The 12,910-nt window shown below is 61.1% G+C and carries 15 protein-coding genes; 12 read left to right on the forward strand and 3 right to left on the reverse strand.

What is annotated here, in order from left to right; all coding sequences use genetic code 11:
- Nucleotides 1–96: 96 nt before the first annotated feature.
- Complete coding sequence (hemH, locus tag C6Y56_RS23925) at nt 97–1,122, reverse strand: ferrochelatase (protein ID WP_169431891.1); 1,026 nt, start codon at nt 1,120–1,122, stop codon at nt 97–99.
- 13 nt (nt 1,123–1,135) lie between these two features.
- On the reverse strand, nt 1,136–2,038 hold the full coding sequence (locus C6Y56_RS23930) for a TIGR01777 family oxidoreductase (protein WP_169431892.1): 903 nt from the start codon (nt 2,036–2,038) through the stop codon (nt 1,136–1,138).
- Between the two features lie 197 nt (nt 2,039–2,235).
- Between C6Y56_RS23930 and C6Y56_RS23935 the strand changes: the two genes are divergently transcribed.
- The 12 genes from C6Y56_RS23935 to C6Y56_RS23990 all read left to right on the forward strand — a co-directional run bounded on the left by C6Y56_RS23935 (nt 2,236) and on the right by C6Y56_RS23990 (nt 12,265).
- Nucleotides 2,236–3,222 carry an NAD(P)/FAD-dependent oxidoreductase gene (locus C6Y56_RS23935; RefSeq protein WP_169431893.1) on the forward strand — a complete coding sequence of 329 codons (987 nt, stop codon included), beginning with the start codon at nt 2,236–2,238 and terminating at the stop codon, nt 3,220–3,222.
- Nucleotides 3,219–3,434: a TIGR02450 family Trp-rich protein gene (locus C6Y56_RS23940; RefSeq protein ID WP_169431894.1), complete on the forward strand. Its 216-nt coding sequence runs from the start codon at nt 3,219–3,221 to the stop codon at nt 3,432–3,434. The genes C6Y56_RS23935 and C6Y56_RS23940 overlap by 4 nt, the downstream gene beginning before the upstream one ends.
- 111 nt (nt 3,435–3,545) lie before the next feature.
- Nucleotides 3,546–4,508: a YbgA family protein gene (locus tag C6Y56_RS23945; protein ID WP_169431895.1), complete on the forward strand. Its 963-nt coding sequence runs from the start codon at nt 3,546–3,548 to the stop codon at nt 4,506–4,508.
- Nucleotides 4,508–5,449, forward strand: coding sequence for a MerR family transcriptional regulator (locus tag C6Y56_RS23950; protein WP_169431896.1), 942 nt, complete (start codon nt 4,508–4,510; stop codon nt 5,447–5,449). Before C6Y56_RS23945 ends, C6Y56_RS23950 begins: the two co-directional genes overlap by 1 nt.
- A gap of 20 nt (nt 5,450–5,469) precedes the next feature.
- Nucleotides 5,470–6,915 carry a deoxyribodipyrimidine photo-lyase gene (gene phrB, locus C6Y56_RS23955; protein WP_169431897.1) on the forward strand — a complete coding sequence of 482 codons (1,446 nt, stop codon included), beginning with the start codon at nt 5,470–5,472 and terminating at the stop codon, nt 6,913–6,915.
- On the forward strand, nt 6,908–7,330 hold the full coding sequence (locus tag C6Y56_RS23960) for a nuclear transport factor 2 family protein (protein WP_169431898.1): 423 nt from the start codon (nt 6,908–6,910) through the stop codon (nt 7,328–7,330). Before phrB ends, C6Y56_RS23960 begins: the two co-directional genes overlap by 8 nt.
- Nucleotides 7,327–8,109: an SDR family NAD(P)-dependent oxidoreductase gene (locus tag C6Y56_RS23965; protein ID WP_169431899.1), complete on the forward strand. Its 783-nt coding sequence runs from the start codon at nt 7,327–7,329 to the stop codon at nt 8,107–8,109. Before C6Y56_RS23960 ends, C6Y56_RS23965 begins: the two co-directional genes overlap by 4 nt.
- Nucleotides 8,106–9,353, forward strand: coding sequence for an NAD(P)/FAD-dependent oxidoreductase (locus tag C6Y56_RS23970; RefSeq protein WP_169431900.1), 1,248 nt, complete (start codon nt 8,106–8,108; stop codon nt 9,351–9,353). Before C6Y56_RS23965 ends, C6Y56_RS23970 begins: the two co-directional genes overlap by 4 nt.
- The gene (locus tag C6Y56_RS23975) at nt 9,350–10,165 is read left to right on the forward strand and encodes a DUF1365 domain-containing protein (protein ID WP_169431901.1); all 816 of its coding nucleotides are present in this window, start codon (nt 9,350–9,352) and stop codon (nt 10,163–10,165) included. Before C6Y56_RS23970 ends, C6Y56_RS23975 begins: the two co-directional genes overlap by 4 nt.
- The gene (locus C6Y56_RS23980; protein ID WP_169431902.1) at nt 10,152–11,423 is read left to right on the forward strand and encodes an SAM-dependent methyltransferase; all 1,272 of its coding nucleotides are present in this window, start codon (nt 10,152–10,154) and stop codon (nt 11,421–11,423) included. Before C6Y56_RS23975 ends, C6Y56_RS23980 begins: the two co-directional genes overlap by 14 nt.
- A complete protein-coding gene (locus C6Y56_RS23985) occupies nt 11,416–11,907 on the forward strand; it encodes a DUF2878 domain-containing protein (RefSeq protein WP_169431903.1) in 492 nt (163 codons plus the stop codon). The genes C6Y56_RS23980 and C6Y56_RS23985 overlap by 8 nt, the downstream gene beginning before the upstream one ends.
- Before the next feature lie 52 nt (nt 11,908–11,959).
- A complete protein-coding gene (locus C6Y56_RS23990) occupies nt 11,960–12,265 on the forward strand; it encodes a YkgJ family cysteine cluster protein (protein ID WP_169431904.1) in 306 nt (101 codons plus the stop codon).
- A 56-nt stretch (nt 12,266–12,321) separates the two neighbouring features.
- Here the strand turns inward: C6Y56_RS23990 and C6Y56_RS23995 are convergent, their stop codons facing one another.
- Nucleotides 12,322–12,840, reverse strand: a complete 519-nt coding sequence (locus C6Y56_RS23995) for an acyloxyacyl hydrolase (RefSeq protein WP_169431905.1) — start codon at nt 12,838–12,840, stop codon at nt 12,322–12,324.
- Nucleotides 12,841–12,910: the final 70 nt, after the last annotated feature.

Raw genomic sequence — 12,910 nt, forward strand, 5'->3', positions numbered from 1 at the left:
TTCATCGCCTGACAGTCAGCCTTCGCGAGCAAGCCCGCTCCCACATTGAAATGCAATCAAATGTGGGAGCGGGCTTGCTCGCGAAGCTTTTGACTTTTAGAGGGCCAGTGGCGCCCGTTCACACAGCGTTGCCAACGCCTTCGCCCATTGCGGGTCATCGTTCAGGCACGGCACCAGCACCAACTCCTCCCCTCCCGCCTCGCGGAACTGTTCCTTGCCGCGATCGCCGATCTCTTCAAGGGTCTCGATGCAATCGGCGACAAACGCCGGGCACATCACCAGAATCTTCTTCACGCCGCTTTTGGCCAGTTCATCCAACCGCGCTTCAGTGTAGGGCTCGATCCATTTCGCCCGGCCCAGCCGCGACTGAAACGACACCGACCACTTGCCGTCCGGCAACCCCATGCGTTGCGCGAACAGCGCCGCCGTACGCAGGCACTGGGCGCGATAACAGGTGGCCAATACGGCAGCCGAGGCGTTCCTGCAGCAATCTTCATTCTTGAAGCAATGATTGCCGGTCGGGTCGAGTTTGGTCAGGTGCCGCTCCGGCAAACCGTGGAAGCTCAGCAACAGGTGATCGTAATCCTGTTGCAAATGCGGTTTGGCGCTCGCCACCAGCGCGTCGAGGTATTCCGGCTGATCGTAGAACGGCTGCAACACCGACAGCTGCACATCGAGCTTCTTCTCGCGCAGCACCCGCTTGGCTTCTTCAATCACCGTAGTGGTGGTGCTGTCGGCGAACTGTGGATAAAGCGGCGCGAGGGTGATGCGTTTGTGCCCCGCCGCGACCAGCTTCAACAGGCTAGTTTCAATCGACGGCTCGCCGTAACGCATGGCCAGCTCAACCGGGCCGTGAGTCCACTGCGCCTTCATCTGCTGTTGCAGGCGACGGCTGAGCACCACCAGCGGCGAGCCTTCGTCCCACCAGATCGAAGCGTAGGCATGGGCCGACTGCTCCGGGCGCTTGATCAGGATCAGTGACACCAGCAGACGCCGCACCGGCCAGGGCAGGTCGATCACGTACGGGTCCATCAGAAATTGATTGAGGTAGCTGCGCACGTCGGCCACCGAAGTGGAGGCCGGCGAACCCAGGTTGACCAGAAGCAAGGCGTGATCGGTCATGCAACGTCCTATTTCAGAGGCGGCTGGAGAGATCGTCCAGGGCCGCGCGTAAATCCGTGAACCGGAAGGTGAATCCGGCTTCCAGCAAGCGTGCCGGCGTGGCCCGCTGACCACCCAGCAACAGCAATGACATCTCGCCGAGCACGACCTTAAGGGCCAGCGCCGGCATCGGCATGAACGCCGGGCGATGCAGCACGCGGCCCAGCGTCTTGGCAAATTCGCGATTGCGCACAGGTTTCGGCGCGCACGCATTATAAGGACCACTCGCCTGATCGCGGTGCAGAAGAAAATCAATCAGGGCGATTTGATCGTCGATATGAATCCACGACATCCACTGCCGACCATTGCCCAAAGGCCCACCCAGCCCGAGTTTGAACGGCAGCAACAGGCGCGACAAAAAACCGCCCTCGGCCGACAGCACCAGCCCGGTTCGTACCAGTACCACACGAATGTCCATCGCTTCGGCGCGCTGCGCGGTTTCCTCCCAGGCAATGCACAACTGACTGGCGAAGTCATCGATCACCGGTGGCGATTGCTCGGTCAACTCACGCTCACCGCCGTCACCGTACCAGCCCACCGCCGAACCGGAAATCAGCAGCGACGGTTTCTGTCCGCGGTTTTCCAGCCACGTCAGCAGCGTCTCGGTGAGCGTGATCCGGCTGCTCCACAGTAATGCCTTGCGTCGATGTGTCCACGGCCGATCGGCAATCGGCGCGCCGGCGAGGTTGACGATCACGTCCACGGCTTCGTCGCCAAGGTCCTCCAGACGCGCGATGCCACGCACTTGAGCGCCGCAGATTTTCGCGACCTTTTCCGCACGACGGCTCCACACGGTCAACCGGTGGCCCTGACCCGACCAGTGCCGGCAGAGCTGACGTCCGATCAATCCAGTACCGCCGGTCAGCAATATGTGCATGACGTCTTCCTCACGTGGCGTTTTACTTCGATCACTAGTCTATTTTTATAGGCAGGGATCTTTTCTATCGGACAAGCTCTATTGTTTAACAATAGGCCAAGCTGTCAGAACGAGAATGCTGGAAGTTATACCAAAAAACAAAATTGTACAGGTTTCATCCACGGCGTAGTCTGTACAGAAAGGTAAACGAGGCCCCTATGACTGTACCTATCGCAATCATCGGCACCGGCATCGCCGGGCTCTCCGCCGCCCAGGCCCTCACCGAGGCCGGGCACACCGTTCAGTTGTTCGATAAAAGCCGCGGCAGCGGCGGGCGCATGTCGAGCAAGCGCAGCGATGCCGGCTCGCTGGACATGGGTGCCCAATATTTCACGGCCCGCGACCGGCGCTTCGTCACCGAAGTCCAGCGCTGGCAAAGCCAGGGCTGGGTCGCCGAGTGGACGCCGCAGCTCTATACCTTTCATGGCGGACAACTGAACCTGTCACCGGACGAGCAGACCCGCTGGGTCGGCTCGCCGCGCATGAGCGCCATCACCCGTGGTTTGCTCGATGGCCTGGAAGTGCATTTCGCCTGCCGGATCACCGAGGTCTATCGCGGCGAAGAGCACTGGCACCTGCAAGATGCCGAGGGCTTCACTCACGGGCCGTACAGCCACGTGGTGATCGCCACGCCGGCGCCGCAGGCCACCGCCCTGCTGGCCGCCGCGCCGAAACTCGCCGGTGCCGCCGCCGGGGTAAAAATGGACCCGACCTGGGCCGTCGCCCTTGCCTTCGACACGCCGCTGGATACGCCCATCGAAGGCTGCTTCGTCCAGGACAGCGCCCTCGACTGGCTGGCCCGCAACCGCAGCAAACCGGGACGCGACACCACGTGCGATACCTGGGTCCTGCACGCCACCAGCGCCTGGAGCCGGCAACACATCGACCTGCCCAAGGAAGCGGTGATCGAACAATTGCACGGCGCCTTCGCCGAACTGTTGCACAGCGCCATGCCGGCCCCGACCTTCAGCCTCGCCCACCGCTGGCTTTATGCCCGCCCGGCCAGCAGTCATGAATGGGGCACCCTGGCCGACGCCGATCTGGGCCTGTATGCCTGTGGCGACTGGTGCCTGTCGGGGCGGGTCGAAGGGGCGTGGCTCAGTGGTCAGGAGGCTGCAAGACGCTTGCACGAACACTTACAGTGAACCGCATCAACCCGCGCAAATTGCTGCTGTCGAAATGGACAGCAGCCCACCCGAAAAACCGTGAAAAGCATTTCCTGGTGACCGAACTGTTCCGCGACGAGGACGGCACGGTGCTGGAAATCGAATTGCAGGCCGTGCTCACCCGGCGTACCGAGCAATGCGACTGGCGCGCTTTGCAGGATGATTCACACTGGAAAATGGGCTGGCGCTGAAAACCTCAAAAAACTTATACAAATAGTTTGACTTGTACACCCATGAATCTATGCTGAGAGAATGTTGTACAGATCTATCCGTCTGTACAGGATCAGATTCGAGGTTGTTGCATGTCCGACTCATCGACGTCCCTACCGAAAATCGCCATCAGCGCCTGCCTGATGGGTGCCGAAGTGCGGTACAACGGCGGGCACAAGGAATCGCGGTTGTGCAGCCGTACCCTGGCCGAGCATTTTGAGTTCGTTCCGGTATGTCCTGAAGTAGCGATCGGCCTGGGAATTCCCCGCGAGCCGATTCGACTTGTTGGCGACCCGGCCAAGCCTGAAGCGGTCGGCACCGTCAATCCATCGATCAATGTCACCCAACCGCTGGCGGCCTATGGCGCAAAAATGGCTGCAGAGCTCGATGACATCTGCGGCTACATCTTCATGCAGCAATCGCCTTCCTGCGGTCTGGAGCGCGTCAAGGTCTACCACGCCAACGGTGCACCGGTGAATGGTGGCGGGCGCGGCATTTACGCCGAGGCGTTCTGTGCACAGCATCCGGATCTGCCGGTGGAAGAAGCCGGGCGCCTTAACGATCCGGTGCTGCGGGAGAACTTCATCACCCGCGTGCTCGCCTACCGCGAATGGCAGCAGGTGCTCAAGCAGGGTCTGAGCCGCCGCGTCCTGACCGACTTCCACTCGCGCTACAAATACCTGCTGATGGCCCACAACCCGGTGCAATACAAGGCACTGGGCAATCTGCTGGGCAACATGAGCGGAATCGATCCCGTGGAGCTCGGCCCGCGCTACTTCAGCCAGTTGATGGCGGCACTCACTACCTGCGCTACACGCCGCACCCACAGCAACGTGTTGCAGCACATCAGCGGCTACTTGAAACGCGCCATCAGCGCCGAAGACAAACAGGAAATGCAGCACGTCATCGGCCAGTACCGCCACGGTATCGTGCCGCTTGTGGTGCCGCTGACGCTGCTCAAACATCACTTTCGCCAACACCCCGATCCGTACATCGCGCAACAGGTTTACCTGCAACCGCACCCGGAAAACCTCAGCCTGCGAAACGCCATTTAATGAACGACACACCCGACAGCAGCGCCCGCGAAGACCTCGGCGCCGACTTCAAGAAAGCCCTCGACGAGGGCTGGCTGCCGATCCGCGAGGTCGCGCGCCAGACCGGCGTCAACGCGATTACCCTGCGCGCCTGGGAACGTCGCTACGGGCTGATCGTGCCCCAGCGCACGCCCAAAGGTCATCGCCTGTATTCGGCCGAACACGTGCAGCGCATCCAGACCATCCTCACCTGGCTCAACCGTGGTGTGGCGGTCAGTCAGGTCAAACCGCTGCTCGACACCCCGCAAACCATCGATGTACCACCGGAAAATGAATGGCACCCCTTGCGTCAGGCCGCGCTGCTGGCGGTCACCCAGCTGAATGAACGCAGCCTAGACGACAGCATCAACCAGGCCATGGCGCTGTACCCGCCACGAACGCTGTGCGAGCAATTGCTGATGCCGTTGCTGGCGGAACTCGAACAGCGCTGGCAAGGCCAGTTCGGTGCGCAGATGGAGCGGGTGTTCTTTCATTCCTGGCTACGTAGCAAATTCGGCGCACGCATCTACCATAACAACCGTCAGTTGCGCGGCGCACCGTTGTTGCTGATCAATCAGTCGGATCTGTTGCTGGAGCCACACCTGTGGCTCTGCGCCTGGCTGATCAGCAGCGCCGATTGCCCGGTGCAGGTGTTCGACTGGCCGCTGCCAGCCGGTGAACTGGCGCTGACAATTGATCACCTGCAAGCCCGCGGCGTTCTGCTGTATTCCAGCAAAGCCATGAATCTTGTGCAGTTGCCGAAACTGTTGAACGGCATCAACTGCCCAAAAATGATTGCCGGACCAACGGTGTGCATCCACCACGCCGAGTTGTCCGTAAGAACTTCCGAGATCGCTGATCTGTACCTGGCCGAAGATCCCTTGTCGGCACATCGGGCACTCCTTCAGCGTGGGTTGATTTAATGATTCGTGCAGAGAACACCATGCAATTGATCTGGCTGCGCAGCGATCTGCGCCAACATGACAACACCGCCCTGACGGCCGCCGCCGAGCGCGGCCCGACCGTGGCCGTGTACCTGTTGAGCCCCGAGCAATGGCAGGAACATGACGATGCACCGTGCAAGGTCGATTTCTGGCTGCGCAACCTGCGGGTATTGAGCAAGAGCCTGGGCGAATTGAACATCCCGCTGTTGATCCGCAGCGCCCCGCACTGGGATCAGGCACCCGCAGTGCTGCTTGAGCTCTGCCGGCACTTGAAGATCGAGGCCGTTCACGTCAATGAAGAATACGGCGTCCACGAGAGCCGACGCGATGCAGCTGTAGCCCGGGTATTGCAGGCTGAAGGGATTGCATTTCACAGCTATCTCGATCAGTTGCTGTTCAAGCCCGGCAGCGTGCTGACCAAGACCGGCACCTACTTTCAGGTGTTCAGCCAGTTCCGCAAGGTCTGCTATGAACGCCTGCATCGCTCGATGCCGCCACTGATAAAGACGCCCTCCTCGCAGGCCCCGCTGAAGATCGACAGCGACCCGGTGCCCGAGTCCATCGAGGGCTTTGCGACGCCCGGCCAATCCCTGCGCAACCTTTGGCCCGCCGGCGAAGCCGAGGCCCAGCGACGCCTCGACACCTTCGCCGACGTGCAGATCGACTACTACAAGAGCGAGCGCGACTTCCCGGCCAAACCCGGCACCAGTCAGCTCTCGGCCTATCTCGCCGCAGGTGTGATCTCGCCGCGCCAGTGCCTGCATGCCGCACTGCAAAGCAATCAGGGCGAATTCGAAAGCGGCAAGGTCGGCGCGGTCACCTGGATCAACGAACTGTTGTGGCGCGAGTTCTACAAACACATTCTGGTCGGCTACCCACGGGTGTCCCGACATCGCGCGTTCCGCCCGGAAACCGAAGCCCTGGCCTGGCGTGATGCGCCGCAGGAGCTCGCGGCCTGGCAGGAAGCACGCACCGGCCTGCCGATCATCGACGCGGCCATGCGCCAATTGCTCGAAACCGGCTGGATGCACAACCGCCTGCGGATGGTGGTAGCGATGTTCCTGACCAAAAACCTGCTGATCGACTGGCGCGAAGGCGAACGCTTTTTCATGCGACACCTGATCGATGGCGATCTGGCGGCCAACAACGGCGGCTGGCAGTGGAGCGCATCGACCGGCACCGATGCAGCGCCGTACTTCCGGATTTTCAACCCGGTCAGCCAGTCGGAAAAGTTCGACAGCGAAGGCCTGTTCATCAAGCACTGGCTGCCCGAACTGGCCGGGCTGAACAAAAAAGAAGTGCATAACCCGGCCAGTGCCGGCGGGCTGTTCGGTGTGGCGGACTATCCGCCGCCGATCGTCAACCTGAGCACCTCACGGGAGCGGGCGCTGACAGCGTTCAAGAACCTGCCCTCTCGTGAGTCTATCGGAGAAGGCCATGAGTGAATTCCTGCGCCGCTTCGCCCGCCAGTTTGCGCAGTTGAACAAAGACAACCTGCACAACCTGGAGGCGCTCTACAGCGAGGACATTCATTTCACCGATCCACTGCACGAAGTGCAGGGACTGACGCAACTGCGCAGTTACTTCAGCGAGCTGTACGCCAACGTCACCGAGTTGCGGTTCGACTTCCACGGTTTCGACCAGATCGGCGACTGCGAAGGTTACCTGCGCTGGGTCATGAGCTACCGCCACCCGCGCCTGGCGGGTGGACGATTGATTCGCGTCACGGGCTGCTCGCATCTGCTCTGGCGCGACAAGGTTTATCGCCACCGGGATTACTTCGATGCCGGAGCACTGCTTTATGAACATCTACCAGTATTGGGCCGGGTGATCGCCTGGCTGAAAAGGAGAATGGGATGAGCCGTACACCTCCAAGACGTTATTGGCTGACCGGTGCCAGCAGTGGCATCGGTGCAGCACTGGCTGAAGAGATTCTGAAAACCGGCGCGCACCTGGCGGGCAGTTCCCGTCAGGTCGCACCGCTCAAAGTGCTGTCGCAACGTTATCCAGGACGGGTTCTGGTAGTGCCCGGGGATTTGACCAACAGCCAGACCGTGCGGGAAATCGGTGAAAAGATCGCGATGGAGTGGGGCTCGCTGGACACCGTGATCCTCAACGCCGGCACCTGCGAGTACGTCGACGCAAAGCAGTTCGACGCGACGATCATCGAACACGTGGTGCGCACCAACCTGCTGGCCAGCAGTTACTGCATCGAGGCCGCCCTGCCGTTGCTGCGCAAAGGGACTGCGCCGCATCTGGTGGGCATGGCCAGCTCCGTCACCTACGTGCCGCTGCCCCGGGCCGAAGCCTACGGCGCGTCGAAGGCCGGCCTGCGTTATCTGTTCGAATCGCTGCGCATCGATCTGGCAGACGAAGGTATCGAAGTCACGGTCATCAGTCCGGGCTTTGTCGATACACCGCTGACGGCGAAAAACGATTTTCCGATGCCATTGAGCTGGCCTGTGGACAAAGCTGCGCGGCACATCTTCGGTCGACTCAAGGATCGGCCTCTGGAAATCGCTTTTCCAGCGCTGTTCATGGCGGCGCTCTGGCCCCTGTCGAAAATGCCCGCGCGCGTGCAACTGGCGATCGGTAAGCGCATGGTGCGCAGCACACCACCGCTGCGGGATGCGACATGAATATCGCCATCGTCGGCAGCGGGATCGCAGGTCTGACTTGCGCGTACCTGCTCAGTCGCCGACATACCGTCACCGTCTTCGAGGCTGGCGACTGGGTCGGCGGCCACACCCACACCGTGCCAGTCACGGTGGATGGGCGCGAATATGCCGTGGACACCGGATTCATCGTGTTCAATGACTGGACGTACCCGAACTTTATTCGTCTGCTCGGCCAGTTGGGTGTGAGCAGCAAAGCCACCGAGATGAGCTTTTCGGTGAGCGATCCGGACACTGGCCTGGAATACAACGGCAACAACCTCGACAGCCTCTTCGCTCAACGCAGCAACCTGATTTCGCCGGGCTTCTGGGGCATGCTGCGCGACATCCTGCGGTTCAACAAGGAGGCCCGGCACGACCTCACCGAACAGCGGATCGCCAGCGACACCACACTCGACGACTACCTCAAGGCCGGTGGCTACGGCGAACGCTTCATCCTGCATTACATCGTGCCGATGGGCGCGGCGATCTGGTCGATGCCGATGGCCGAGATGCTGAATTTTCCGTTGCAGTTTTTTGTGCGGTTCTTCGAGAACCACGGTTTGCTGTCGGTCAGCAACCGTCCGCAATGGCGAGTGATCGAGGGCGGTTCCAGTGCCTATATCGCACCGCTGACCGCAAGCTTCAAAGACCGGATCCGCCTGAACTGCCCGGTCAACCGGATCGACCGCGACGAGCACGGTGTGGTTATCCACAGCCCTGTCGGCATCGAGCATTTCGACAAAGTCGTGCTGGCCTGCCACAGCGACCAGGCGCTACGCCTGCTGGGCAGTCCCGGTCGTGCCGAACGGGAGATCCTCGGTGCACTGCCTTACGCCGACAATGAAGTGGTGTTGCACACCGACACCCGCCTGCTGCCGACACGCAAACGGGCCTGGGCCAGCTGGAATTATCGCCTCGGCGGTGCGGGGCATACCCAGGCAGCCGTGACCTATGACATGAATATCCTGCAGGGCATCCAGAGCGACACCACGTTCTGTGTCAGCCTCAACCAGAGTGCCGGGATCAGCCCGTCCAAAGTGCTTGCCCGTTTCACCTACGCCCATCCGCAATTCAGCCTCGCGGCGGTGGCGGCACAACAGCGCTGGGGCGAACTCGACGGCGCGCAACACACACATTATTGCGGTGCCTACTGGGCCAACGGTTTTCATGAAGACGGCGTGGTCAGCGCTTTACGCGTCGCCGCAGCGTTTGGAGAAAGCCTGTGAACAGCGCGCTCTACAGCGGCTGGATCGCCCACCGGCGCTTCGCTCCGCGTCGACATGAATTCCGTTACCGGATCGGGCTGATCTATCTCGATCTGACCGAACAGGATGCCGTGCTGAACCTGTCGCCCCTGGCAGGCACGAGCCGGTTTGCACCGTTCTCGTTTCGCGAGACCGACTACCTCAAGACGTTCACCGGTCGCGGCATGCGGCTGATCGATGCCGTGCGCCTGCAGGTCGGCGCGGCGCTCGGTCACGAGCCGCAAGGCTCGATCTGCCTGCTGACCCAGCCGCGCAGTTGGGGCCTGGCATTCAACCCGGTGAGTTTCTTTTATTGCCACGAGGCCGACGGGCAACTGGCGGCGATTCTCTGTGAAGTCAGCAACACGCCGTGGCGCGAGCGCTATCACTACGTACTGCCGGCGCGGGCGCCGACCAGCGTGCGTGACTTCCACCAGCACTTCGCCGTGGCCAAGGCGTTCCATGTATCACCGTTCCTGCCGCCGGACCTGGAATACCGCATGAGCTTCAGTCCTGTCGCGAAAACCCTTGGCGTGCACATGGCCGACTGGCAGGACGAACGCAAACTGTTCGACGCCACGCTCAATCTGAAGCGCGAACCTCTTGATCGATCTCACCTGCACCGGCATTTGTGGCGCTTTCCATGGATGACCGCCAAGACCGCCCTTGCGATCTATTGGCAGGCCCTGCGTTTGCTGCTCAAGCGCACCCCGCTGTTCACCCATTACGCGGCCGATGACAGTTTTCGCACCGCCACTGCATCTCCCGAGGAGCACCGCCATGAAGTCCTCTAGCGTTTCGGCCAGAGCCATTCCGTTCAGCACTCACGGGATCACCGGTTCGCTGCTGCGTCGCGGAGTCCTGCGCCAGCTCGCACAGCTCAAGCACGGGCAACTGGTGGTGATCGAGGACGGCGAGCGTCAGGTCTTCGGCACACCGGGCAGTGCGTTGGTGGGCGAAATTCATGTCCTCGACGTGGCGGCCTGGGGCATGGTCGCGAGCAATGGCTCGATCGGCGCCGGGGAAGCGTTCATTCACGGCTACTGGAGTTCTCCGGACCTGACCGCCGTGGTACGCGTCTTCGTCAGCAACCTTGAAGTGCTCGACGGCCTGGAGGGCGGACTGGCAAAAATCGGCCGGCCGCTGGTGCGCGGCCTGCACTGGCTCAACCGCAACACGCGCAAGGGCTCGCAGAAAAACATCGCCGCGCACTACGACCTCGGCAACGATCTGTTCGAACAATTCCTCGACCCGACCATGATGTATTCGGCGGCGCAGTTCCTCAGCCCGGACGACAGCCTGGAACAGGCGCAATTGAACAAACTGGAACGGATCTGCCAGAAACTCGCACTCGAACCCGGTGATCATCTGCTGGAAATCGGCACCGGATGGGGCAGCATGGCGCTGTATGCCGCGCAGCATTATGGCTGCAAAGTCACTACGACCACGCTGTCCAGAGAGCAATACGCATTCACCGCCCGGCGCATCGAAAGCCTCGGCCTGCAGGACCGGGTGACGCTGTTGCTCAAGGACTACCGCGACCTCACCGGCCAGTACGACAAACTGGTGTCGATCGAAATGATCGAGGCGGTCGGCCATCGCTTTTTGCCGACCTATTTCAAGCAATGCGCGCACCTGCTCAAGAGCAACGGCCTGATGCTGCTGCAAGCGATCACCATCCGGGATCAGCGCTACGAGCAGGCAAAGCGCGGCGTGGATTTCATTCAGCGCTATATCTTCCCCGGCGGCGCCCTGCCCTGTGTGCAGAAAATGCTCGAAATCGTCAGCCGCGATACCGACATGAACCTGCTGCACATGGAAGACTTCGGCCTGCACTACGCCCGGACCCTGCGCCTGTGGCACGAGAACTTTCGCCACGCCCACGGTCGCCTGAGCGAATTGGGCTACGACGATTATTTCCTGCGGCTGTGGGAGTTTTACCTGTGTTACTGCGAGGGCGGATTCCTCGAACGCACCATCGGCACCGCACAATTGCTGTTGGCCAAACCAGGGGCCATGCCTGCGCCACTGCTTGGGCGTTTCGATGCCTGAACGGATCGCCAATGCCGTACTGTTCCAGATCGGCTGGCTGGCCTGCGTGCTCGGTGGCAACAGCCTGTGGTTGCTGGTGGCGCTGGCAGTCTTGGTGATTCATCTGCGCTGGGTCAGCAGTTGGGCGGCGGAAGGTCGCCTGATTCTCAGCGTGGTGATTATCGGCACCGCCGTGGACAGCGGCCTGCGCGGTCTCGGCGTCTTCGAGTTCAAGGACCTGTCGCCCCTCATTCCGCTGTGGCTGATGCTGCTGTGGGCACTCCTTGCCACGACGCTGCGCCACTGCCTGCAATGGAGCGCGCGGCCATGGTGGCTGGCGACTCTGCTCGGGGCCGTCGGAGGCGCATTGTCTTACTGCGCCGGAGGACGACTGGCCGGGGTGCAGTTTCCCTACGGCGAACTGCCAACCCTGATCGGTATCGGCCTGTTGTGGGCGCTGCTGTTCCCCTTGCTGCACTACATGTCCCGACGCCTGGTGCAGTAATCGTCCGTCAGGGCTTTCACACGCACGCGGTTCGCTGCCGTACACTGCGGCCATGAAGACCATTCCTCTCCAGCCAATCGACGAACCCGCAGTGACCTGTTCGACCTGCGCAGCCTGCTGCTGTCAGCTCGAAGTCATGCTGATCACCGACACAGGTGTGCCCGAACGCTTCATCGATACCGATGATTGGGGGGGTGAAGTGATGTTGCGTCTGGACGACGGCTGGTGCGCCGCGCTGGATCGCGACTCGATGATGTGCACCATCTACGAGAAGCGCCCGCTGATCTGCCGCGAGTTCGAAATGGGCGCACCGGAATGCATCGAGGAACGCCAGGGAATTGCCACGGCGTATCGCTGAGCACAAAAAAAGGAGCGCCTGGCGCTCCTTTTTTCTTGAACGGACTGTCCGGGTGCTTACAGCGGCATCGTGTAATGCAGCGAGTAGCTTTCGACCCCGTCGTTGTCGCTGCTCAGGCCGGCGTTGGAATAGTGCGTCGCACGGATCCCGACTTCATGCCCGCCATTGAAGCGCAGGCCGAAACCGAAGCGGTCTTCGAACTGGAAGGCGCCGCCGAGCTTGTTGTCTTCGTATTCGGTGTTGGAGAACAACGCCACGCCGATCCCTGCCTCGACATACGGCTTGACCGACTGACCGGCAAACTCGTAAACAAACACCGGCGAGAACGACAGGCTGTTGTTGCCAGAGGTCTTGTCACCTTCCCAGTAAGTGTAAGCACCGCTCCAGTAACCGGTCAGACGCCCCACGTCACTTTGCAGCCAACTCTTGTCCCAATCGAAATTCATGCCCAGGCGATAAGTCATGGTCGAATCGCTGGTGGCACCCACTGCAAACTCGACGCCAGCAGCTTGTGCGGTAAAACTTTGCCCCATCAGTGCAGCCGCAATCGCGGCCAAGCAGAATAGTCGCTTCACGTTGAAACTTCCTTTTCCGGAACGATCGTTTGGTTTTTTAGGTCACTCTGCGCTATAGAAATCTGCGCTT

This window comes from Pseudomonas fluorescens, from assembly GCF_012974785.1.
GTDB lineage: Bacteria > Pseudomonadota > Gammaproteobacteria > Pseudomonadales > Pseudomonadaceae > Aquipseudomonas > Aquipseudomonas fluorescens_BT.